The 22171-nt window shown below is 43.8% G+C and carries 35 protein-coding genes and 1 pseudogene; 24 read left to right on the forward strand and 12 right to left on the reverse strand.

All coding sequences use genetic code 11. The annotated features are described in order from the left end of the window. Positions 1-1231 precede the first annotated feature (1231 nt). The 5 genes from NDI42_RS23880 to NDI42_RS23900 form a co-directional block, all read right to left on the reverse strand. Positions 1232-1438 carry a hypothetical protein gene (locus tag NDI42_RS23880; RefSeq protein ID WP_190460499.1) on the reverse strand — a complete coding sequence of 69 codons (207 nt, stop codon included), beginning with the start codon at positions 1436-1438 and terminating at the stop codon, positions 1232-1234. Further along, the gene (locus tag NDI42_RS23885; RefSeq protein ID WP_190460500.1) at positions 1438-1743 is read right to left on the reverse strand and encodes a fertility inhibition FinO-like protein; all 306 of its coding nucleotides are present in this window, start codon (positions 1741-1743) and stop codon (positions 1438-1440) included. The genes NDI42_RS23880 and NDI42_RS23885 overlap by 1 nt, the downstream gene beginning before the upstream one ends. Positions 1744-1818: 75 nt before the next feature. After that, complete coding sequence (locus NDI42_RS23890) at positions 1819-2052, reverse strand: hypothetical protein (protein ID WP_190460502.1); 234 nt, start codon at positions 2050-2052, stop codon at positions 1819-1821. Next, complete coding sequence (locus tag NDI42_RS23895; RefSeq protein ID WP_190444821.1) at positions 2045-2254, reverse strand: hypothetical protein; 210 nt, start codon at positions 2252-2254, stop codon at positions 2045-2047. Before NDI42_RS23895 ends, NDI42_RS23890 begins: the two co-directional genes overlap by 8 nt. Before the next feature lie 16 nt (positions 2255-2270). Beyond that, entirely contained in the window at positions 2271-2465 is a 195-nt protein-coding gene (locus tag NDI42_RS23900; protein WP_190428451.1) for a hypothetical protein, read from the reverse strand. Positions 2466-2700: 235 nt separating this feature from the next. Between NDI42_RS23900 and NDI42_RS23905 the strand changes: the two genes are divergently transcribed. The 16 genes from NDI42_RS23905 to NDI42_RS23980 all read left to right on the forward strand — a co-directional run bounded on the left by NDI42_RS23905 (position 2701) and on the right by NDI42_RS23980 (position 11177). Further along, positions 2701-3777: a ParM/StbA family protein gene (locus tag NDI42_RS23905; RefSeq protein WP_348231629.1), complete on the forward strand. Its 1077-nt coding sequence runs from the start codon at positions 2701-2703 to the stop codon at positions 3775-3777. A 3-nt stretch (positions 3778-3780) separates the two neighbouring features. Next, positions 3781-4125, forward strand: coding sequence for a hypothetical protein (locus NDI42_RS23910; RefSeq protein WP_190460506.1), 345 nt, complete (start codon positions 3781-3783; stop codon positions 4123-4125). 30 nt (positions 4126-4155) lie between these two features. Next, entirely contained in the window at positions 4156-4464 is a 309-nt protein-coding gene (locus NDI42_RS23915) for a hypothetical protein (protein ID WP_190460508.1), read from the forward strand. Next, entirely contained in the window at positions 4461-4694 is a 234-nt protein-coding gene (locus NDI42_RS23920; RefSeq protein ID WP_190460509.1) for a hypothetical protein, read from the forward strand. The genes NDI42_RS23915 and NDI42_RS23920 overlap by 4 nt, the downstream gene beginning before the upstream one ends. A gap of 68 nt (positions 4695-4762) precedes the next feature. Beyond that, the gene (locus NDI42_RS23925; RefSeq protein WP_190460511.1) at positions 4763-4954 is read left to right on the forward strand and encodes a hypothetical protein; all 192 of its coding nucleotides are present in this window, start codon (positions 4763-4765) and stop codon (positions 4952-4954) included. A gap of 83 nt (positions 4955-5037) precedes the next feature. Continuing rightward, positions 5038-5490 carry a hypothetical protein gene (locus NDI42_RS23930; protein WP_190460513.1) on the forward strand — a complete coding sequence of 151 codons (453 nt, stop codon included), beginning with the start codon at positions 5038-5040 and terminating at the stop codon, positions 5488-5490. 2 nt (positions 5491-5492) lie between these two features. Beyond that, positions 5493-5669 (forward strand): hypothetical protein, encoded by a 177-nt coding sequence (locus NDI42_RS23935; protein WP_190460515.1) that lies wholly within the window; start codon positions 5493-5495, stop codon positions 5667-5669. 53 nt (positions 5670-5722) lie between these two features. Beyond that, on the forward strand, positions 5723-6388 hold the full coding sequence (locus tag NDI42_RS23940) for a hypothetical protein (protein ID WP_190460517.1): 666 nt from the start codon (positions 5723-5725) through the stop codon (positions 6386-6388). A 14-nt stretch (positions 6389-6402) separates the two neighbouring features. Then, positions 6403-6804 (forward strand): hypothetical protein, encoded by a 402-nt coding sequence (locus NDI42_RS23945; protein ID WP_190460519.1) that lies wholly within the window; start codon positions 6403-6405, stop codon positions 6802-6804. Then, positions 6801-8486 carry a hypothetical protein gene (locus NDI42_RS23950; protein WP_190460521.1) on the forward strand — a complete coding sequence of 562 codons (1686 nt, stop codon included), beginning with the start codon at positions 6801-6803 and terminating at the stop codon, positions 8484-8486. The genes NDI42_RS23945 and NDI42_RS23950 overlap by 4 nt, the downstream gene beginning before the upstream one ends. Before the next feature lie 193 nt (positions 8487-8679). Then, on the forward strand, positions 8680-8826 hold the full coding sequence (locus NDI42_RS23955; protein WP_190460523.1) for a hypothetical protein: 147 nt from the start codon (positions 8680-8682) through the stop codon (positions 8824-8826). Next, on the forward strand, positions 8813-9022 hold the full coding sequence (locus NDI42_RS23960) for a hypothetical protein (RefSeq protein ID WP_190460524.1): 210 nt from the start codon (positions 8813-8815) through the stop codon (positions 9020-9022). Before NDI42_RS23955 ends, NDI42_RS23960 begins: the two co-directional genes overlap by 14 nt. Positions 9023-9032: 10 nt before the next feature. Continuing rightward, positions 9033-9167, forward strand: a complete 135-nt coding sequence (locus NDI42_RS23965) for a hypothetical protein (protein WP_277876912.1) — start codon at positions 9033-9035, stop codon at positions 9165-9167. Between the two features lie 149 nt (positions 9168-9316). After that, entirely contained in the window at positions 9317-9637 is a 321-nt protein-coding gene (locus NDI42_RS23970; protein WP_190460526.1) for a hypothetical protein, read from the forward strand. 114 nt (positions 9638-9751) lie between these two features. Next, positions 9752-10555 carry a GIY-YIG nuclease family protein gene (locus NDI42_RS23975; RefSeq protein WP_190460528.1) on the forward strand — a complete coding sequence of 268 codons (804 nt, stop codon included), beginning with the start codon at positions 9752-9754 and terminating at the stop codon, positions 10553-10555. A 181-nt stretch (positions 10556-10736) separates the two neighbouring features. Next, positions 10737-11177, forward strand: a complete 441-nt coding sequence (locus NDI42_RS23980; protein ID WP_190460529.1) for a hypothetical protein — start codon at positions 10737-10739, stop codon at positions 11175-11177. A 173-nt stretch (positions 11178-11350) separates the two neighbouring features. Here NDI42_RS23980 and NDI42_RS23985 read toward each other — a convergent pair whose 3' ends face one another. Beyond that, positions 11351-11860: a KilA-N domain-containing protein gene (locus NDI42_RS23985; RefSeq protein ID WP_190460531.1), complete on the reverse strand. Its 510-nt coding sequence runs from the start codon at positions 11858-11860 to the stop codon at positions 11351-11353. A 156-nt stretch (positions 11861-12016) separates the two neighbouring features. On the opposite strand from NDI42_RS23985, the gene NDI42_RS28970 reads away from it, so the two are divergent. Continuing rightward, a complete protein-coding gene (locus NDI42_RS28970; RefSeq protein WP_190460533.1) occupies positions 12017-12295 on the forward strand; it encodes a hypothetical protein in 279 nt (92 codons plus the stop codon). A 304-nt stretch (positions 12296-12599) separates the two neighbouring features. Continuing rightward, the gene (locus NDI42_RS23995) at positions 12600-13547 is read left to right on the forward strand and encodes a DUF5996 family protein (RefSeq protein WP_190460535.1); all 948 of its coding nucleotides are present in this window, start codon (positions 12600-12602) and stop codon (positions 13545-13547) included. A gap of 456 nt (positions 13548-14003) precedes the next feature. On the opposite strand, the gene NDI42_RS24000 is transcribed toward NDI42_RS23995, so the two are convergent. Next, a complete protein-coding gene (locus NDI42_RS24000) occupies positions 14004-15005 on the reverse strand; it encodes an aldo/keto reductase (protein WP_190460559.1) in 1002 nt (333 codons plus the stop codon). Between the two features lie 194 nt (positions 15006-15199). On the opposite strand from NDI42_RS24000, the gene NDI42_RS24005 reads away from it, so the two are divergent. From NDI42_RS24005 to NDI42_RS24020, 4 genes are all read left to right on the forward strand, one after another. Continuing rightward, the gene (locus NDI42_RS24005) at positions 15200-15364 is read left to right on the forward strand and encodes a hypothetical protein (RefSeq protein WP_190460537.1); all 165 of its coding nucleotides are present in this window, start codon (positions 15200-15202) and stop codon (positions 15362-15364) included. 19 nt (positions 15365-15383) lie between these two features. Then, positions 15384-15623: a site-specific integrase gene (locus NDI42_RS24010; RefSeq protein WP_190460539.1), complete on the forward strand. Its 240-nt coding sequence runs from the start codon at positions 15384-15386 to the stop codon at positions 15621-15623. Positions 15624-15940: 317 nt separating this feature from the next. Beyond that, positions 15941-16405: a MarR family winged helix-turn-helix transcriptional regulator gene (locus tag NDI42_RS24015; protein ID WP_190460541.1), complete on the forward strand. Its 465-nt coding sequence runs from the start codon at positions 15941-15943 to the stop codon at positions 16403-16405. Between the two features lie 38 nt (positions 16406-16443). Beyond that, positions 16444-16848 (forward strand): VOC family protein, encoded by a 405-nt coding sequence (locus tag NDI42_RS24020; RefSeq protein ID WP_190460543.1) that lies wholly within the window; start codon positions 16444-16446, stop codon positions 16846-16848. Between the two features lie 2 nt (positions 16849-16850). Here NDI42_RS24020 and NDI42_RS24025 read toward each other — a convergent pair whose 3' ends face one another. From NDI42_RS24025 to NDI42_RS24040, 4 genes and pseudogenes are all read right to left on the reverse strand, one after another. Further along, positions 16851-17384, reverse strand: a complete 534-nt coding sequence (locus tag NDI42_RS24025; protein WP_242017888.1) for a thermonuclease family protein — start codon at positions 17382-17384, stop codon at positions 16851-16853. Between the two features lie 98 nt (positions 17385-17482). Next, a complete protein-coding gene (locus tag NDI42_RS24030; RefSeq protein ID WP_190460544.1) occupies positions 17483-18673 on the reverse strand; it encodes a hypothetical protein in 1191 nt (396 codons plus the stop codon). A 230-nt stretch (positions 18674-18903) separates the two neighbouring features. Further along, a pseudogene (locus NDI42_RS24035) lies at positions 18904-19056 on the reverse strand (tyrosine-type recombinase/integrase); the annotation flags it as partial. 141 nt (positions 19057-19197) lie between these two features. After that, positions 19198-19956 carry a heme oxygenase-like domain-containing protein gene (locus NDI42_RS24040; protein ID WP_190460546.1) on the reverse strand — a complete coding sequence of 253 codons (759 nt, stop codon included), beginning with the start codon at positions 19954-19956 and terminating at the stop codon, positions 19198-19200. Between the two features lie 128 nt (positions 19957-20084). Here NDI42_RS24040 and NDI42_RS24045 point away from each other — a divergent pair, with 128 nt between their 5' ends. Together NDI42_RS24045 and NDI42_RS24050 are read left to right on the forward strand one after the other, a co-directional pair. Beyond that, a complete protein-coding gene (locus NDI42_RS24045; protein WP_242017889.1) occupies positions 20085-21080 on the forward strand; it encodes a LysR family transcriptional regulator in 996 nt (331 codons plus the stop codon). A 44-nt stretch (positions 21081-21124) separates the two neighbouring features. Beyond that, a complete protein-coding gene (locus NDI42_RS24050) occupies positions 21125-21478 on the forward strand; it encodes a site-specific integrase (protein ID WP_190460548.1) in 354 nt (117 codons plus the stop codon). A 213-nt stretch (positions 21479-21691) separates the two neighbouring features. Here NDI42_RS24050 and NDI42_RS24055 read toward each other — a convergent pair whose 3' ends face one another. Next, entirely contained in the window at positions 21692-22087 is a 396-nt protein-coding gene (locus tag NDI42_RS24055) for an ACT domain-containing protein (protein WP_190460550.1), read from the reverse strand. Positions 22088-22171 lie beyond the last annotated feature (84 nt).

Consider the following 22171-nt stretch of genomic DNA (forward strand, 5'->3'; position numbering starts at 1 on the left):
AGTGTCTTATTAGTGAGCTGAATGCTCTCGTTTTTTTACTAATCGCGTAAAATGCTGTTACTTAAGCAACAGCCGACAGCGTTTTGCGTTTTATTTTTTGACTATCTCCTTTTCCTGAAAGTGGCTCGACGGTGCAAGGCTGTTGAGTTATTTTGTGTGGAACCCTAACCACTAGGCGGTTTTCTAGCGCGACTCGGACGAACTCGGCGCGAGGAATCCCGCATGGCTGTGCCGCCTCAACGAGCCTATTTTTGGGGCTTGGATCAATCCTGTGATTGACTTTCAGGGTCTTTACGATCACTTTTTTATCACCCTTGGGGTTCATGCTACATTTTCCGCCCTCTCAATAGTATAGTCCCTTAAAATCCAATTTGGGGGACGAGAATTGACCTAATTTGAAGTACAACGGCACTTAATTCTTTTTTTGTGTTCATTTGAGTACAAGCGCTTATCAAATCACGTAAGAGGTGCTCATTTAAACACAAGCAATGATTTTATTTATGTCTAGGCAGCGGTATAGAAGTAGCAGTGACAAATGTACTTACACCTCTTGCTGTATAAAGGTTTGAGCTAAAATATTACTACCTGTTTGCCGCTACTAAGGTCCATTTTTGATCACAAGCAATGATTTTATTTATGTCGATTTTTTAGCCCGGTCTGATTTACTATTACTCGTTTTTTTTAGCCCAGTCTGATTTACTGTTACTCGTTTTTTTAGCCCGGTCTGATTTACTGTTACTCGTTTTTTTAGCCCGGTCTGATTTACTGTTACTATTTTTTTTTTTGCCCAACCTGATTACTGTTACTATTTTTTTTTAGCCCGGTCTGATTTACTGTTACTATTTTTTTTTTGCCCAACCTGATTTACTCTTAGTCCGATTTTTAAGCTGTTAGGCATTAAAGCTGGGTATTTTTAGAGGCTGAAGCCCTTGACTGGCTTAGATAGCGCCATAAAATTAAATGCTGAACAGCTTGGCCCATCCTGATCTCCTCGTTGCACATTTTTAGCCCATCCTGATCTCCTCGTTGCACATTTTTAGCCCATCCTGATCTCCTCGTTGCACATTTTTAGCCCAACCTGATTTACTGTTACTCGTTTTTTTAGCCCATTCTGATTTACTGTTACTCGTTTTTTTAGCCCATTCTGATTTACTGTTACTCGTTTTTTTAGCCCAACCTGATTTACTCTTAGCCCGATTTTTAAGCTGTTAGGCATTAAAGCTGGGTATTTTTAGAGGCTGAAGCCCTTGACTGGCTTAGATAGCGCCATAAAATTAAATGCTGAACAGCTTAGCCCATCCTGATCTCCTCGTTGTACATTTTTAGCCCAACCTGATTTACTGTTACTCGTTTTTTTAGCCCAACCTGATTTACTCTTAGTCAGATTTTTAGCCCAACCAATGATTTCATTGATGTCACTGATTTTGTTGACATCCATTACTCTGCTGTCGTTGGTTCTTTTGGTTCTTTTGGTTTCTTCTCAAAAACTTGGATGGCTGGCTCGTTCAAGACAAAGCCTTTCTCTGTGGCTTCGCCCATCTTTCCTGCGATCGCAGCGACCCACATTGGGTAATCGGTTTGTGCCTGTTCTAACTTCTTAAAAACTTTGGGCTTTACAGTTAGGCTGACAATTCGCCCATCGCAGTCAATCTCGAAAGACTTCCAACCGTTCTCGACCGTCTTCACATCGGCTGGGAACTCCGAAATCTTTATGGTTAATTCAAGTTTTCCTTGCGTTGTCATAATGCGTGATACCTCCTGTGTAAATGCGATGCGGATACTCTAGCCGCTAGTTCCTGGAGTCCGTGATTGCGCTCCTTACACCACAACTAGCATTTGTTCTAAAAGCCAGTTATTAGAGGCGTTATCCAATACTGGAAGCAAGCGAAAATTAAAATACTCTTCCCAAGCTTCAATTCCGTAACGATCAGCAAAGCGACTTTCTAATTGCTCAAACTGCGAATAGTCCCGATTTGAGATAGCAGTTAGCAACGAAATTAGTTCGCTGACGGGAATTTGAGTGATAGTAGCCATTATCTGTGATTCAGTCATCTGGATAATCCTCAAAAATACAAATGATTGGAAGGATGCCGCGTTTGGTATTGATAATCTCAACCACCCGCTTACCTTTTCGCTTAGCTATTTTGTAGCAGTTAGCTTCTGTTGCTGCGGCTGCCCAGTCCCTCTGCTCCGTTAATGGATTCCAGAGTTTTGAGCTTTCATCTGGCTTGTCCTCTTTTGGGGTTTCAGTCATAGAGATCGCTCATGCATCATTCCCCTTTACCAGCCGCTTTCATTTGTTCAAGCCTCTCCTTTATCAGCACTCTGATTTTTGCTGATAGGGGTAGCTCTGCCCATGCCGCGTCGTTTCGACACGTTTCAATTTCTTCTCTAAGGTCGCCGACATCAATTGAAATACGGTCTTTTTGCGCCACAACAGAATCTAAAATTTGGTCTTCTTTCATATCTTATTCTTTACGTGTTTCATGAGTACCATAAGAAGCTAATAGAAGCTATTTGCATCTTTTAGATTCTTATGTGCTATCGTAGCAGACATAGACCGAAAACGCCCAAATCACTCACCACACAGCTAAATCAGGTGAAGTTGGGTGGCAGAGTTTTCTTGCCGACAACCATCTCAACCGCAGATAGCAAGCGGGATATAAGGATTTAACCTTAACCAATTGGAGGAATTGAGCAATGGTAACGATGCAGCCAACACAGGCTGAACTGACCCGAAGTACCCCAGCAATAGCCGCTGGAGTCGATAACGGGGCGGGACTATGCAAACTTGTCTTTGGCAGTGGCAACCAGCAAATGAAAGTTCGTACTCCCTCAAAAGTGCTGGAAATTAAAGAAGAATTACACGATGTTCTCACCTCAAAAGAAGGTGGACATTTCTTCTATCACAGTGGCGATAGAGAAGACCTAATTGGGCGGGAGTTTCTGACAGGAACATTAGCCGCATGGAAAGCGCCAACCACTCACATTAAGTTAAGTGACGACCCAGTTCTAAAAGTCGAATATGCTTTGCACACACTACTTGGAGGCTTGTCTACCCTGCCATCCCGCCAAGAGTGGAACTTGCATTTAGTGCTGTCTATCCACAATAAGCAAGTGTTCCAAGCCCCATTAATTAAGAGAACATCAGGCACCCACGTTATTAGTTTTAATGGCAAAAATACAGTGCACTCTCGGATAAATCTTAAAGTCAGTTTAGTCGCTCCTGAAGGTGCAGGTTCTTACAGTTATTGTGTTTCATCGAAACCAGAACCATTAATTGATAGAACCGCTCACGCTATTGCATTCGATTTTGGAACTTCTACAGTTATCCCAACTGTTTTTGCTCCAGGTGGTGCAATTATCCATCGTCAAGTTTTGGAAGTTGGGGGCTGTATCGATCTACTGGATGCAATCGCCACCGACTCAGAACTCATTCACTTTTTGGGGTCTGGAAAGGCAGGAAACATTGAGACAATTCGACAAGCGATTGAATCTGGAAGCTTTCAATACGGCACCCGCAACTTTAACTTACGTAGTGTCTATGCCCGTCATCTCAAACCGTGGCTATCTGACCGCTTACGCCTTGCACTAAAAGAGATACAGGAGTGGCGCGATTCTGCTCAAAGCTTTGTTGCTTGGGGGGGAGGGGTTGAAATGCCGGGTGTAGCCAAAATGCTTGCCACGCAAGGGATTACTGCTGTACCCGATGGTTGTTGGGCTAATGCGATTGGCTTGCAAAGAGTATCCCAAGGACGACTAGCCAGAGGGAAATAAGCGATGCCAGAAAACACCAGAGTTCGAGTTGAACCCGACATTGAGCAATATCTAAAGTCGCAGTCAGAGCGCGTACTGGGTAAGACAAGTAATCAAGTTACGGGTGCTGACTTGACCACACTAACCAATCGCATTTTGTATGAACATAGGTTGGCTCAACAGATGGCGACGCAAGTTCCATTTTCAAAGCTTTTTAGTTTGGTGATGAACTGGGTTCCCAGCAGTGGAAATAAGGTTGCCTCTCTTAACCAATCCATAGATCCACCCGCTTTAAAAGCTCAAGAACCAGACAGCTTTGAATTTGATGCCGACTTAGGTGATTTGTTCGACAAAGACGAGGCGGCTTAATTTTAAAAATTTTGTCAGTAAGCCAGCGGCATGAAGTTTACCAGACGCTCAACCGCTGGCTACTGGCTCCCGACTCAAGTAAGGAGACACTTCATTGTGACAGAACTTAAGTCTGCGATTCAACGCCGCATAGACCAATGTCGCGCTAATGGAATTGGGTTTATTGAAGGGCAAATACTTCCTCACGGCATCAACCTACAAACAGCTTGCACTCTAGCTGAATATTGGTCGCGCTACATGGATGCAGAAGCGCTCACACTCATTAAGAAGCTTCCCCCACATCAACACAAAACAATTAATTCAATTTACTCAAGATGTATGGGAATGAAGCGCCGATGAACCCCAATTTTTACAATTGCTACAAAGCGGAATACAGCGACATAGACGGCGAGCATACCGACTGTTATTTCACGCCTGACAAAGACGATATTGACACCTTCGCCCAAAAGATTGAGTTTTATCACGACAACAACAGCAACTCTACGGGGAGTTCTGGAAATGTTCAGGTTTGGTCACACGAAGAAGTAACTAATCCCATAACTAAATGGCTGCTTTGGGTGAGTAGATAAATCTGCAAGGATAGCAACTTAACAAAAATAAAGCTGACGACTTACAAACTAAAAGGAGACTTTGAACTATGCCAGATAAAACTACCTGGATAAATAGCTTGCGTCTTCTTCAAGTTCCCGAAGAACTATCCGAGCAAGCAGCCGATATTCTTTCTCGACAGGACACAGGTGAACTTCCCTATCCATTACCAGAACAAGAACAACGGATTGTAACTTGTGTATGCTGTTCATCTAAAGCGAATACGAGGAAAAAATTATGACTTAGATCGCTTACAAAATAATTGCTGAATCTGGTACGAAATTCACTCATTTTAGTAAACTCAATAATCTCGGTGAAGCGCAGATGGAATGGGAGCAAAAATTCAATCAGAAAGCTATAGAGGTTGCACTTGACGATGATGAGAGTGAACTTGATTTCTCTGATTTATTTGAGGCTATCCCCAAAATGAAGCATTATATTTCAGCTTTGATTAATGGAGAAGCTTCTTACGACCATTTTCTAGTAGAAGTCGAGCGGACGAAAGCCAGCTTAATTGAGGAAGAGGTAATAATGGCTGATAAAAAGCTTTCCGAAAAATTTCAGTCTTTAGCTAATCTCTTTAAGTATTTAGAAAATTCTGGATACTCCGAAGGTTACGAGATTATCGACAACGGCAATGGAATTGAGATTAAGAAAGAATTGCACAAATGGCTACAAGATGGGTTGAAAGGCAAGCGACTTATTAAAGAGCTAGAGGCTCAAGAAGTGCGCGTATCTCCTTACGACAAAGCTGGCTATTTTGAGGAGTGGGTTTAGAGATGAAAGATACCAATGATTTCACAATTCTAGTGGCGCTGCTTACAGTCTTTCTGGGTTGGCAACTCTTTACCACTTACGCTCAAGCGCAGAAATTAAACCAAACGCTCGGCATCTGTCAGCAGCGGGAACAGCGTACCAACGAAATGATTGATAAGTTGCGCGGGTTCAATCAGTAAAATAATGCCCTCATCCGTTACTTGAGGGCTAATTAATTAAACAAGGAGACATCATGGAATTTGGAAAAAGAGGCGGTGCGATTGTAAAGTATTCTGGCAATAAATCAGGAATACAAAAAGTGCACGCCATTGATGAAAGATTAGCCGGACTAGCTAAAAGCTATTTCGACATCGACTTGAAAGAGCTGCCCAATATGAGCGACCAGGAGCTTGCTAAATTTGCTGATAAAGCGCAGGCGAGGGAGAGGCTAATTGAAATATTACCCATTCTGGAGAAGCACTTTAAAACTCTGATTGACGGGCAAGTTAAGTACGAGCAGTTTGTAGCGCGGTTTCAGAAGGATGTTGCGAAAGGCTCTAAAGAAATTGACCAGCAGATATTAGATGTTTTTCTGGCAAGTAAAGGCTATGAAAATCATCTCAAATTGATGAGCGATAAAGCGAGACACGGGGTATTAGAATTGCAAGCTGAAAGCCGCAGCGCTCTGAGTTTAGAGCGTTTAGATTTTCAAAGTGCCTTGCAATTGGTACAACGCCGTCATCAGCGAAGCGCTCAAAGGATTCAAGAACGAATCCCAATGATGGAACGCCGCGAAGCACTGGCAGAACAAACCAGAAAGGAATCTGAGCAGCGGAAAGATTTACTTACCAATGGCACCAGGAGCGCAAGTAAAAAAGGCTTTTGGCAGGGTATTGGTGATTGGTTTAGCGGTAAATAATTGAGGTCAATTTAATGTTCGATCCACACGATAATCAGCCTCATAATGGGGCTGAGTTTCTTCAAAACGACGAACCAGAATCCAGCCCATCCAGATTTTACAAAGCTGCTGGAAATGTGTCTGAATTTGGGCTTTACTTCTCCGGTGGAGTAGCTCTAGCGTTACTATCCCGCCTGGTGCCTGGGATGCTAATAGCCTACGCGATATTGCTCGGTATGACTGCTGGATATGTTGCATTAGCACTAGGAAGAGATAGACGTGAAAGTGCGGCAATTGGACTTGCGATCACCGCGTCAATAATTGCAGGATTTTGGGATGCAGTAGCGTCCATCGTTGCCGTTGTTAACCCGCTACTTTTAATCTCAATCCCCACTCTCTTTATCTGCATTGCAATTCTCTGGAGGGTTAAGCAATGAACCCAAAAATAGTAATGTTCTGTGCCTTTGCAGTGGGTGTAATTGGTTCAACCGTCGCCACGGCAGGACACTTCGATGGAAAGCTAATCTATTGCCAGCCCACTGCTAATGGATGTGTTGAGCGGTCAGTTCCAGATTGGATTAAATTAAATTCCTCTGCTAGGAATGTACGACGTGAACCAGGTGCAGCGGGATGGAAATTGAGTGGCGCATTTATTTCGGTCGCTGGGTTCTGGGTGTCAATGTCATTGGCGCGAAGTCTAGCAGAGCAGGAAGAAAAGCTATATCGATTTGATTTACTCAAGGATGAGTTTGAGCTAAGAAAAGCGGGAATTCAATCACAAATTTTAATTGAATCCTTTACCCAAAAAGCAACGCTTCAGGAAGCTGAATCGGCATACACAACCCTCGAACCATACGCTTATGTGGACGAACAACCGCTACTAGATGGGCGTGATTCGCTTGATACGAGTAATCGAATTGAAGAAGCCAAACAAACAGAGGTAAATGTTTCTTCAAGTTCTAATAATCCAAATTCGGAAGGTTTAACTGGCATGGTTTTGAATAGAGACTCAGAAACAATCGGGATGGCGATATTAGATGGGCTGGTAGGTTCTCGCCGCTCTAGTTTAATTGTTGGTGGCACCGGATCTGGTAAGTCCGTTACTGAGTCATATCTTTTGACTAAGCTTCAACAGCGTTATCCAAATGCAGAAATTTGGGCGATCGCACAAAAGAATGATTCCTTCTGCGGATTGGATAAAAAAGGACGAGTGATTCTATTTGATGCACTTGACCCATCGGCAGCATTGAAAGGAATTGATCACATTCACAGTATCTATGACAAACGCCGTAGACTGCCTGAACACGCTAGAACCGATTTAAACCCAGTGCGATTAATCCTCGCAGATTGGTTGAGTATTAACCAGGCGTTAGAGGAATTAAAGAACGAGGAACTTGTAAAAAGCTCCAAATATTTAACCAAATTAGCAGACATTATCTACAACGGACGTGAGCTAAATGTATGTTTAGTTGTGGACTTACAGAGCTTCAATTTGGCTGCAATAGGAATGAAAGCAGATCGGAATAGCCGCAAGAACTTTAATCTCGTTGGATTGGGCAATTACTCAGTAGATGAATTCGGCAGCATTAATGAATCCTACGGTGTACTGTCAAACATGATTAGAAATAAAGACATGGTTGCCGATGAGGAAGATCGTTCAGCATTAATAACCAAATTCAAAGAACTGAAGCCAATATCTAAGGAGAATCAGCGCCCCATCATTTTCACAACACTAGAGCCTAGCCGCGTCGCTTTACTTCCTGACTTAAGACACTATAAACCTGGTCAATCAGCACCGATAAAGTTAGAAGGATATACACCTGAACACCTCGAACGTATCTTGGCTCTTGAGTTTGATATTCCCGCTCCGGTACACAAAAAAGAAACTGACGAAGCGACGGAGATAGTTCAGGATAATGCTAAAGCCAAAGAAGTTTTATTGAGTTGGTTTTCAGGTAAGGGATGGGTAAAAATCGGCAATGCTCGAACGATGTGTAAGCAACTTCGCAGCCTAACTAAAGATGCAGATGAAGTACGTTTACTTATTAATGAACTGGTTCGAGAGGAGCTGGTGAACGTAAACGAGCATGACGAATTTAATGTGGATATGTCCTCCTGACCCAACGTGATAAACCGGGTAAAACGCGCTAAATCTGCTATCTGGTCAGGCAGGTCAGGAGCGGTCAGACCAGATAGCAGCAAGGGTCATAGCGGTCAGGGCTTCCTGTCATATCCCTGACCCATGACCTCTTCCTGTCCAATGCGTGACCATTTCCTGACCGACCGATAAATAACTCAAATAAGGGATAAATATGAATGATTTTCTTGCTCAATTAATTGAATTAATTATCCAGCTACTTCCACATGAAGTGGTAGAGGAAATTAACGCTGTTAGTTTAAATGAACTAGACGCGAGAGGAGTGATTATTTGGGCAGATGGAGGGAATGATGCAAATTAACTTAACCCAACGCCCAACACGAAGAGAGCTGGTAATTGGCTGTTTATGTCATCGGTTGTGGGAAGCCAGCCCGGAAGTAATTGAGGAGATATTGAGCCAACTGCCAGATGAATTAATTCAAGAATTAGCAAAAAGAACAGTTCAAATATTAGATGCCGAAGACAGCAATGAGACGTACAACTCGCAGACGGATTAAAAATATTTCAATGGCAACTATCGCTGTCGGTTGTGCTTTTGGTTTTTTGACTCTCCTCATTCAGCCGAAAGAATTAGATAAAGGGCTACTGCTTGGCTTTTGTTTTGGGCTTTGTTGTGGTATTCGTCTGACGGAAGAAGAGTAGAAGTAGTATCCCATAACTCAATGCGAGTGCCTAAACCAATGCAAGTTATAGCTTTTATCACTCCATTCAGGCATGAACTGATGAGGCAATTAAACACCCCATTTTCAAGGGTTCGCCAAGACTAAATTAACCTTACTAACTGAAAATAAATGGACATTAGAAGCCGCTCTCACACCTCCGACTTTGAGAAGAGGATAGAAGCTTTTTGCAAAATACCGCTAGAGCCGATGGATTACTGCCTTCGTTGGGTAAAAGCCAACCCTAATAAAGGTTATAGAAAGAGCTGCATCAACGCTTTAACTAAAGCCACTGGATTAAGTTTACAGACGATTAAAAATTGGGGAACCAATTTTACCAGAAGACCGCAGAATTTACCTTACTTACTCCGGCAACTTGACCTGCTGAATCAATTTATTGAATTGGTGAAGACTGGAGAAATTACACTCCCCCCAAACTTCCCACAACAGTAGTTGGTCGTGATTCAGTACCAGGTTGGCATAGCTGACCTGGCTTTTAGTACCAATGCGATTTATATTACTCTTCTAACCTTTCGTAGATGTTTATTTTATTTAAGCTATTAGCTTATGCAGTTCATAACTAAACTGATTCGAGCGCTAAAGAAGGCTAATTTGGAGGTTTTTTATTTTCCTTGTGGAGGTATAAAAATTTCTGCTAAAAGTATTTACTTTTATCAAGATAGACAAAAAGTGAATCTAACTTTTTGTGTTAAGAGCTTTGTCTGGGTTCGAGAAAGCACTCCAGATGAATTCAGTAAGACTTTCTTGAAAATCAATTTAGGCGTATATTCTGATTACTGGAAAAATATTGGTTTAAGTGGTAGTGAATGTCTTGTACACAGCTTATATTACAATCGGTTGAAAAGTTTGAGTGACATTAGCTTTCTAAATCCTGAAGTAGCGGAGTTTAAACAGGAACTGGAAAGTTTGAAGCAAGCCGCTTCTTTCCAACGATCAGAATTAGAGCTGATTACAGAGAGAAGCTTAAATTTATCAAAGTGGCGTTTTTTTTCTATCTCGCAGCCAAACTGGAGACAATTAAAATTTCCAGCTATTTACCGAATCTGGAATACTGTTAATAATTATCAATATATTGGGCAGACTCAAAACCTACATAAGCGGTTGAATAGACATAGAGGCGATCTTATAGGTAACAGACACGATTGCCGACTACTTCAACTAGATTGGAACCGATATGGTGAAAAGAGTTTTAAATGGATTTTGCAGGAACAATGCCCAACTTCTATGTGCCAGCTTGAGCGCGAAGGAAGAGAAATTTTTTGGCAAAAAGCTTTTGGAGCTGAATACAGCAATTTTATGGATGACAGTACGTCATGTTCCTGGCTAGAAGAGCTAACGGAAATTCATTAAGTCTAAAAATCCCGATGAATTAAAAGTGGTAGAGGTTCCATCTGAGAGCGGTAAAGAGCTTTTAAATCGGAATTTATCAATGGTTAACGCAATTGGGTCGGTTTCATCTTCATGCCGATATACCAAGCTAAATAAAACTTAAGCCCCACAATAAACGGGGCTTTTTTTCTGCGAGGTACGATTGTCTCACGCTAGAGCTGTGACGGCAAATGTAGCTGTTGTGGAGGCTCCTGCTGCGGTGAATGAGGCGACAGAGATGGAAGTGAATGAGACAGTTGACGATGCTGGTGTAGTTTCATATTCCGCCGCGGCGACCGTCGTTGTGAATGAGCAAGTGAGTGAGAGTGAGGAGATGCCGAGACATGGAGTGAGTGATGAGCAGTTAGCAGCGATGAGAAGAATGAGCAAGATGGTGAGTGAGCTAAAGAAAGAGCGTGGAGCGAGGAAAGTGAATGCTGAAATAGTGGGAGCTGAAGTTGAACAAGTGCGGGAGAAAACATATTTTGAAAGAATCAATGAATGGATTAAGAGTGGAGACAATGGGTTAATAAATGAAGCGATGAAATGGGCGATGAATCAAGACAATATTGAGTTTGAACATTTCTGGATGAAGGGAAGGTAGTTGGGATTGTAGAGAACCGGAACGAGAAACAAGTAGCGCTAGTAAATTAGCCAAAAATTAATTAATTAATTAATTATTTAATTAATTCAAATGGCTGTAAAATGCTCTGGGAGCGGTTTACGAGTTCTCCAGAATAATATGGGAAATTAAATAAATGAGGAAATTACGGGAATTTATTCGATGATGGCGACTTTAAGGTACTGACAAACTTCTCTGCAAGTGTTTGGGGGAGTACCAATTAAGTAAATAGCTGGAGTTTTTTTAAGGTAATAAGCATAAGTTTGAGCTTGACCTATGGCGTGTTTCCAGCTCCTATACTCCTTTACTCCAATTGCATATTTTTTAGTAACTACATCACATTCACCGGCTGGTGTCCAAACGCAACAGTCCCCACCAAGCTTAGCCGCCAAAATCTCTTTATGATAAGCCTCAAATCTATAGCTGTTAGCAGACTTGGGAGAATCAGCCCAACGCATAACAAATTCAGCTAATTCTGGAGATCCCCAGCTACCTTGAATTTCGGGGGTGCCGCCTTGAATGACTATTATCTGAGGGGTGCCATGCTTTAGCTCTAATTTATCAAGCAAAGCTTCTGAAGATTTAAGTCTGTGAAAATCATTAAACCTTCTACCTGAAGCTTTGGCGATCTCCGTGAGATTAACCCAATTATTCGGAATTTCCACTTAATTCCTGCAAAATACTTTTAATTATTATATCCCGTTACGGTTACGCGATTCGCCGTTTCCCGTAACGGGGTAGATAAATGATTGTTGTTTCTATTGTTGAAAGTGTAGGATTTAATTAATTAATTGAATAAATTCCAGCCGCGGGAAACGAGGATGTCTCACCATCCCCGACCGCAATATCAAACTTGGGTCACATACCAGGCTCAACTGGTAGAGACTAACCACACTCATTTTGATTGCACGCTATATCAGCCAGTACATCAGCTTGCATTTAGTTGGTACCAACTAGATGTTGCCGTTTGTATCAGTTTCTGGTGGGATGCGGCATCAGTAAGACGGTTTCGGCAGGCTTTGGAGAAAGAATTAATTTTGAAGTGGCGATCGCCTTTCAACAAGGAAAACTGGGAGCGGTGGGGGCAACCGTTTGGATAGGCATAATCGCTCTGAGTTTAATCGTTTAGAACTGAGGTGAACGTTATTGAAATATAATTTCGTTGCTTAACTAATAGCGGGATTAAAAATCAAACAATTCTAAAAATTCTTCAACTACCTCAGAGGGGTTATCCATATATTCTGATGCCATGTAGCGAGCAGTTCTAACTCATCTTTCAAGAGGTTGGGCTGCCATAGCTGGTTTAATATTTTAGTTGAGTTATAGACTCGTCTGGTTTATTCTATACAGCAGTTTCCATCCGGTGCTCTCCTTCCCCAATTTCCTCACACGGAGGTTTCCCTCATGGCAGCTCCCATTCAGGGTACGCCCACCGATATCATCTGGCCAAGTTTGCCTGTTGCGGAATGGCAAGATACGTATGAAACGCTACACATGTGGACTCAGATCGTTGGCAAAATTCGGCTGGCGCTGGCTCCCCAACTCAACCACTGGTGGCACTCCACCCTGTATGTAACGCCGCGTGGGCTGACAACCTCTTCAATTCCTTATAGAACGCGCACCTTTGAGATTAGTTTCGATTTTCTCGAACACCACTTACAAATCTCGACGAGCGACGGCACTACCCAAAGAATCGCACTTGAATCCCGCTCGGTAGCTTCTTTTTATCAGGAGGTTATGAGTACATTGAGTGCGCTCGGCTTGGAAGTTCGGATTTGGACGATGCCGCAGGAAGTAGCGTCGCCTATTCCATTTGACGAAGATCACAAACATGCCGCTTACGATCCGGAATATGCACAGCGGTTTTGGCGTATTCTCATGCAAGCTGACCGAGTAATGACAGCGTTCCGCTCACGCTTTATCGGTAAATGCAGCCCTGTACACTTTTTTTGGGGCAGCTGTGACCTAGCTGTGACCCGCTTTTCTGGGCACCCAGCCCCACAGCATCCAGGGGGAATTCCTGGTATGGCGGATTGGGTGACGCGAGAGGCATATTCGCACCAAGTGAGCAGCTGTGGCTTCTGGCCCGGTGGTGGAGCGGTGGAGGAACCTGTTTTTTACGCCTATGCCTACCCAGCACCGGAGGGGTTTCGAGATTATCCTATCCAGCCTCATCAGGCATTTTATAGTGAACAGATGCAAGAGTTCCTTTTGCCCTATGAAGCTGTGCAGCAGGCTGACGAGGCAGATGCAGTACTCCTTACCTTCCTCCAAAGCACCTACGAGGCCGCTGCCAATTTAGGAAAGTGGGATCGAGCCGCTCTGGAATGGACTCCAGTTTCACAAGGTTAACAAGATGCTGCACCAAACGGCTGGCTCTATTCTTGTACTCCGTTGAAGGGTTATCTGTCGTCGATGAGCTAAGCCGTTAGTTCTATTCACTATATTCTCCGCATTGCTGAATCAGGAAGGCTACTAAACCCGTCGATCCAGTTTGAAAGCGAGTGGTCAACTAGCTCTTTTATACCTTCAATACCAGCCTTTTTCAGCACTCCGATAACCCACGCTTTTAAAGTTGGATTACTCTCAATGTACCTAATTGCTTCTGTTACTACCGCCTGTCTCGGCGTTACTGAATACGGGTATGATTTCCCAAAATTTAAAACGGGCCTTCGAGGTTCCAGTGATAGCTTCATACTTGCATTCAGCAACGCCGTAGCTAGTGCGTTGACCATTTGCGTTCAGCCCGCGTCGGACGGAATATGTCGGATGCAGGTTGCCAGAGCCGATGATGATGTAGAAAAGGCCCTATCCCCGTTCGCTGTCCAGCATCTTCATCTGCTGCTCGTCGTAACGGCTGCCTGCGACTGCTGAAGCGGGAATCGCTGCCTCAATCCGGGTCAAGTCTTCCAGGGATAATTGCACATGAACGGCTGCCAACGATTCAGCAAGTTGAGTTTGTTTGCGTGCGCCGATGACCGGAACAATGTTTTTACCTTTTGCAAGTACCCAGGCAATGGCAAGCTGCGAAGGACTAACTCCCTTCTCAGCAGCAATTTGCTGAAGCTCTTCAATCAAACGCTGGTTCTGAGCCAGGTTTTCCCTACTGAAGCGTGGGAGGTGGGCACGGAAATCATTCGGTGCCGTGGGGACAGAGCCGCTCAGCAGTCCTCGCGAAAGCACGCCATAAGCCGTCACGCCGATGCCAAGTTCTTCCAGCAAAGGGAAAATTTCGGTTTCTGGATTGCGGCTAATTAGGGAGTATTCGATTTGAAGGTCGCTGATGGGGTGGACGGCGTGGGCGCGGCGAATCGTCTCTGGCCCTACCTCCGATAGACCGATATGACGCACGTAGCCAGCCTGAACGAGTTCGGAAATGGCTCCGATGGTATCTTCGATAGGAACCTGCGGGTCTAGGCGAGCCAGACGGTAGATGTCGATATGGTCTACTCCCAGGCGAGTCAGACTGTAGGCTGCAAAGTTCTTCACCGATGAGGGACGCCCATCGATACCAATCCATCCGCCATCGGGAGAACGCAGAGCACCGAATTTTACCGAGAGCATGGCTTTGTCGCGGCGGTCTTTGAGTGCCCGACCAATCAGCATCTCATTGTGTCCGCATCCATAGAAATCGCCCGTATCCAGCAGCGTCACGCCTTGGTCGAGCGCCGCGTGGATGGTGGCAATGCTTTCGTTGTCGTCTGTCGTACCGTACATGCCCGACATCCCCATACATCCGAGAGCCAGGGGGAAAACGGTTAGACCTGTGGTGCCGAGTTGGCGAGGGGAAATTCTACTTTCTGCGGTCATGGTTTTGTTTTCGGTTGTTGTGTCTCTTATTTTTGAATAATAAATTTGGGCGGACAAATGGTAGAACCATTGCTCGAACAGCCATCCGGAATTTAGATGTGTTTGCTCTGAGTGCTGTGGTTTCCCTTACGGATAAAAAACATTGAAATGCCAGCCAAGGCGATACGAGCTGGCTGTAAATAGAGCAAAACCTAATGCACGAGATGCAAGAGATTCAAAACTTGTTAACCGCTGCTGTTGCCATTATTGTTACTCTATTATTCACCCTGATGGTACTCGACTTGATTGCAGATTTAGTAGCGCAACGCCGGGTGCAGACACGCTCTAGACGGACTACCCTTCACTGCGATAAATCATAGGCATTACTGGGGAATGCTGATGAAACGAGATCGACATGGCAGAGCGAAGACTCTCACACTTGATGAGATTGAGTTGTTATTTAGCCAAGGCTTCCAAACCGAGAGGGATCGGGCTGTGTTTGGATTTGCTCTTTATACAGCCTGCCGGATTAACGAAGCCTGCACCCAGTTAACCGTGGATGTCTACGATCAAAAAGGAAAAGTCCGTCCACAAATAGAACCAAGTAGCGCTGGTAAATTAGCGAAAAATGGTAATTAATTAATTAATTAATTAATTAATTAATTCTAATGGCTGTAAATTGCTGCCAGAGCGGGTTTGTAATTTTCCTCAATAAAGAGGGAAATTAAATAAATGAGGAAATTGGGAAAAAATAAATAAGAAAATAAATCAATAAAAATAAATCTTGAAATAGCTCACAAAAAAAAGGTGAGAAAAGAAAGACATTTTCTCCATCCACCCGCACCTAGAGCAATCCCAATGCACCGGGGGCGTTTCATATTTTGGGAATGGCATCAACGGGTAGATCCTGTTAATTAAGTTGACAGTAGCCTGTCAAGCTGGTAAGGTGTTGTCATATGAGTGAGCCGAGTGCTAATGGCAGTGCCTTTACCGAAGTCATCCTTGAGGTTTTTCGGTTGAATGGGCTTTTGTTGGAAGCAGGCGATCACTTGACCCATCCGGTTGGTTTAAGCAGTGCCCGCTGGCAGGTACTCGGCGTTGTGGACCATCAACCTACACCCGTTGCCCACGTCGCTCGGATCATGGGGCTAACTCGACAAAGTGTTCAGCAAACTGCTGATGCCCTGGCAAACGATGGATTTATCACCTATACCGACAATCCACACCATCGTCGTGCCAAATTAATGACCATTACACCCAAGGGGCGTAAGGCATTGGATTATGTACAACAGTGTCAGGCAGATTGGGCAAATCAAGTCAGTGACACGCTTTCATTAGAAGCGTTAAAGACTGCCGTTACGGTATTACGACAACTTAAAGAACGTCTGGAAACTCACAAAACTGATGGTCTGGATGAGTAATTGCGCTCACCGTCCATCATTCCACTGGGGGGAAAACAATGAAAATAACAGCTTCAGCGATTTCACTTAACGTTGATGATGTCACGGCATCCGCTACATTTGTTAAACAACACTTTGGCTTTAGCGAAGAGATGTCAGCCGATGGCTTCGTATCCCTAAAGAGAGACGATGCTGGCTTCAATCTTATCTTTCTGCAAACTGGATTGGAAAGCTTCAAACCCATCCACATGCGTGAACATCGGGCAGATGGTTTGCTAATCGCGTTTGTCGTGGATGATATTGACACCCAATATGTGCGATTGCAAGCTGAAGGTGTACGGATCACAACTCCGATTGAGACTGAACCTTGGGGCGAACGATTCTTTCAAGTGACAGACCCTAACGGGGTAGTGATTCAATTGGTTCAGTGGATAACTCAACCCGATAGCGAGAAGGCTGCGTAAACTCATCCATAAAACTTGATAGGAAGAATGCTGTGTAGTGCTTTTGACAGACGACACAGTATTTTAGTTTTCACCAGCAGCAGGCGATCGCTCCTCACTGCTTTTCGCATCCAACCCTTATCGCTCTCACGGTCGAAGCCGTGCGGATCGGGAGGCAGAACTTTGAAATTCCGGTAGGAGATGTCCGGGCAATTCAGATCCGGTGGGCCTGGGGGAATACATACGCCTGGATAAGCTGGGCTACAGTTTTGACGGGGAGCTGAAGCTGGCTTGGGCAAGGCGTTAGAGGACGGTTGATTACTTGCGGATTGCCCCTTCCTAAAATCCCACGGCATGACTGGCTTGGACTGATTCCAGAATCCCAACTTCTTCTGCTTGGCTTGGGCTTCAGCCTGGAGGTACTGATTCAAGGTGGACGTACAGCCGCTCAGGTACTGGCGATACACGACAGCCTGCCCTTGCTTCACCATTTGCAGGTTTACTGACTGATTCGCCAGGTACAACTCAGCAACAGTGCGCCCGTAGGGAACTGACAAGTCAGCGCAACACTATCGCGTTCAATCTCTCGGAGCTGCACGGTTTTACCAGGGGGAGAAATTGCTTGAGTTTTGCCGCCGATATTGTAGCCAGACAGTCAAGTTTTGCACTTAAAAGATGACTGACAAATACTACAATGAGCCAAAATATTTTTGTAGATAGGAAGACGAAGTTTTTGGCTGCATACTGGACACTCAAACACAACTCTTATATCATTTGAGACATCGAATTGGTACCCCTCAAATGGACGCGAGAGACTTTTAAAATTTCCAGAGCGGCTTGCACTAACAATACGTCTTTGGTTCCATCGATAAAGCATACGCTTTATCAATCCACAATTTTTCATTGGTGGCTGTTGATACTCCATCCTTGCTCTTTTAAAACCCCTCTGGAAAGCTTCTTTAGCAGCAGAGCTTGTAAGAAAGCGATTTACTTGTTCCTTAAAATTAATCGTTCGTTTGCCAAGTACATATCCGAATTCTTCTGGTGTGAGATATCCTAACCGTTCTTCTTGATACCGAATATATGATTGCCCAAAACTATTGCTTTCTTGGGTTTCTTTAAGTCGGTAAGCATCCAAAATGAGCCACCCAATACCTAGATAAACAGAAGCTGTATCTGTCAATATTTCATTGTCATAGTTATTTGGGAAGAGCAATCCAGCACGATATAAGAAAACATGGGTAATTTCGTGTGACAGAATTGCTGCGATATCTTGTTGGTTTTCCTTATATCGCGCATTTAGCTCTACTAAGTATTCATTTTCTGGTGTCAGTTCCACTTGTCCGGCGTGTTTCAAGCTTTTTCTATAACTAACTAGAATAGACCCTTCTGGAAGCTTTAGGCGGCGTACAATTACGCCTGCTAAACGATGAGCAGTAATAACGGGATCTTCTCTAGAAGTCATCGATATTTCCTCAGGAGGAATACTGCTTGAGAACGAGTAGATATCCTGAAGAGAGAAATGTTTGTATAAGGCTTTTATTGATGCTTTTACACGCTCAAGATTAGGATAAATATCCGAGATATCTTTACCTGGTTTTGCTTTATGTACGGAGTTTTTTGACTCAATAATAGTTTCTCCACCACCAAGATTAATAATAAGAGCTTGTATTGTCCGAATAGGCCCCCAGGGAATAGCCCACCAACCTAGCAGAAGCGATAACAATGAATACGGTATACTTCTTAATATTGCTTCACTTCTGCTAGAAACTCGATACGCACGAGAAGCACGATAAAAAGTTACAACGCTCAGTGAAATAACGTAGCGGTAAATCACATATTTCATGTTTTTCCAAGGTTCATTCCACTTAATTTATAGTATCTTCGTAAAACTGATTACAATGAGTTTAGAGACGCTCCCCGCGGACTTCAGATTTACTTAGAAAATGCCCTACATCAAGAACTTCTAAACTAGATTATCACGATTGTCACGAAAAATTTAGGCATTTCAACTGTACAATTAAGCGATAGCAAATAACCTTCGGATCAAGCGGACATCGCAGCCTACTACCTTCACTAACCAATCATCCATACCGCCTTACGCTTCTGCTCTGGCGATACTTCTAGATACCGCTGCAACGTACCTAGCTCGTGGTGTCCCGATATTTTTTGAATGTGCCTAAGCAGTATCCCGGCATTGTGCATCTGAGTCAAAGCAGTTCGCCGGAAAATGATGACAAATAATTTATTTATTCAATACCTGATTGATAATGTTGGCATTCTTGAAATTATTTGACAGTCGTATTGGTGCAACCTGGTACTTTGTTAACGCCTACAGTTCATCATTACCTTTTTAGGATTTTCCTAGAACTACCGAGATTCGTATTCATGCAGCATCTCCTCAAAATATTGCACATGTCGATCGATCCCCCGCTCGATTGCCTTCATCAGATCGGCAATCTTCGCTAAATTCCCTGTGTAGCGTGTCAGTGCCGGACGAATCGCATCATGAAAATGCTCAACTTCTAATTCCGCGTGCAATGCTAGCCAGGTTGGATGCTTCATGCTGCGGGCATCGAAATAATACTGGAGAATTCTTTCATTACGTACTGCCACGCATAGCTCTCGTCCGCTCAGAGTCGCAAGGGCTTCGTAAAAGTTATTTGTTCCATAACCGAAGTCGTCAAAGAATGAGCGCTCATACGATACGGTAGCCGCGCTCCGACGAGATGCCTTGATTTCAGGATCGCCAAGTTCTAGATCGTGGAGAAATCCTAAATACATCTCACTATGACCATCCTGCAAGTCTGTGAATGTGTGATCTGCTAGGGACATGATTGCTGCTTTCTGATCCGGGTCAGTGCAACTTCCGGCTTTGACGATGCATAATCCAAACCACTGATGCAGACGATCCCGCCACAGTTGGTACTGTAGGAAAGCATATTGCATGACGGACGGGGTGATTTCTCCGTCTTTAAGAAGGGTGAAAAAGCGGCTGCAATCGAGCGATTCGTTACAATAGGCGACCGTTCTTTCAGTGATTACCTGCTTTTGCGCTTCGACTTCAGGAGGTAATTTTTCCCGATTTAGACGACTGGATGTAGTAGCGAGCGTTGAATTTACCTTCATAAAATTCTCCTTCAGCGTCGGCGTTGTCTTGCTACAGAGGTCAAAGTTACAGGATTTGAACTGGATGCGTATATGCACCTGATCAGCCAGTCTTTATATGCTATGAGCATGTAAGTGCATACCAAAATATGCTTGAGAATATAGTAAGGATGGATATGGAGTTCCAGCATCTTAGCCAGTTTGAGCTTCGACAGATTTGCTACTTCATTGCAGTGGTGCAGGCTGACAACAATTTCAGCGCGGCAGCAAAGCGTTTAGGAATTAAGCAACCTCCCCTCAGCCAGAGGATTCAGGCGCTTGAAGAATTGCTGAGTATCGATCAAAAAACATTGCCAGTAAAGCTTTTCGATCGCAGTAAACGTCCGCTTGAGCTAACTGAAGCGGGTCAAGCTTTTCTAATAGAAGCGCAGCAAGCATTAATTCATTTCGAGCGAGCGGTTTCTCGTGCACGACAAGCCAGTCGGGGTGAAATAGGGCGTTTGATCGTCGGCATGAACAATTCGATTGCAAACACGATCCTGCCGGAGATCGTGCAAGAGTTTCGGCAACGATTTCCAATGGTGGAACTAGAATTGCATGAATGCACAATCGTGCAGGATATTCAAGTACAGATGCTCAAGAACCATCAATTAGATGTAATATTTTCTCGTTCTCCCAGCTTTGAGCAGAATGATCCCGCTTTGAGCTTTCAACCCATTCTTGAAGAATATTTCATTGTCGCGCTACCAAGCACCCATGCTCTTGCTAACCAAATGACAATTTCTCTAAAAGCACTGGCAGAGGATGCGATTATCTTACCTCCCTTTGATGTATTGCCTTTCTATGAAAAAGTTGTCACTCTTTGTCGGGAGGCGGGTTTTGAACCGAAAATCAATCAAACTGTCACAGCAACTGGAGTTGTCGCACTGCTCAGCTTAGTTGCCGCAGGGGTTGGCATATCGATCTTACCTAACCATATTCAAACGCTACACCGTGAGGGAGTCGTTTATCGAGCGCTCCAAAATGCAGCCCTAAATCGGCAGATTGCTGTTGTTTGGCGACAGGAGGATTCGTCTATTGTTTTACGTCAATTTCTCAAGGTCATTTGGGAGGTAACGAACCTGTCCCGGCTAGACTCTTGGTAAACCAGTTACCAATCCTGCAAGCTTGAAGTAATCGAGATCGTTGCTTGTTTGCCGTCGCCCTGTTTAGTGCTTACAGAATCAATGAAGCTTGCACCCTTTTAACCCAAGACGTTTACGACACCAAGCGTCGGGTGCGTCCTAATTTGTTAATTAGAAAAGGCAACACCAAAGGGCAATTGGACACTCGTACCATTCCCATCATTGAAGACCTGCGCTCCATCCTCGTAATCTATCAACCAGAAGCCGGGGACGTGTATTTATTTCCCGGTCGCTTCAATGTTGGACACATCAATCTAGACTCCGCCGCCAGGATATTGAGAAAAGCAAGTCGGCGGGTTGGTATTAAAGGAGCCTCAACGCAGTACCGCACCTTTGAGGAAGCGACGGAAACATTGTAGCCCGACCTAAAATAAGCTTCCCAGACCAAAATAAAACAGTAAGAATGAGCAGAATGTAGAGGCGATCAAATAAAAGCTGTCTTTAGTCTTAAGATAATTACTACTCATAGCCCTTGCTGGTGTTCAAGAATTTTTTTACCCCTTGACATCACCGATTCAATCTGTCTAGGCAAATAGATAGTTTGTCAAAAAGGCTTTATCTCAAGTTCGTAGTTATCTCGACAATTCAGCAAGTGCTTTGATGGCATCGTTTGCCTTTTCTGTAGGTACAAACAAGTGATCGTGGTAATAGGCTGCAACTGGGTTGACGCTGATACCATACTCAGTGAGTTTTGCCGTTATTGCGGCTAGAAAACCTACTGCGTTCAGATTGGAATGTACAGATAAAGTAATCATCCGAGAAATGTATTCGTACTGCAACCCCAGATTATCTGCTTGTTCTCGTTTCAGAATTAAAGTCAGCCCTTCATCTTCCTGAAACTGACCAATAGGCTGAAAATCCAATTCATTGAAGCATTGAGGAGATAGGATACAAAACACAAACTCTCCGTCTCGCAACACAGGCTTCATAGATTTAAGGAGAACATCAAGATCAGTTTCACCCAGCATGGAATTTACAATCTCTTCAATTGGAATAAAATCAAGTTCCTAATTATACTTGGTTGCAGAATGCGTTGGTACAGGTAGCTAACG

Origin of the sequence: Funiculus sociatus GB2-C1 (assembly GCF_039962115.1) — a bacterium.
In the GTDB taxonomy this organism is placed as follows: Bacteria; Cyanobacteriota; Cyanobacteriia; order Cyanobacteriales; family FACHB-T130; genus Funiculus; species Funiculus sociatus.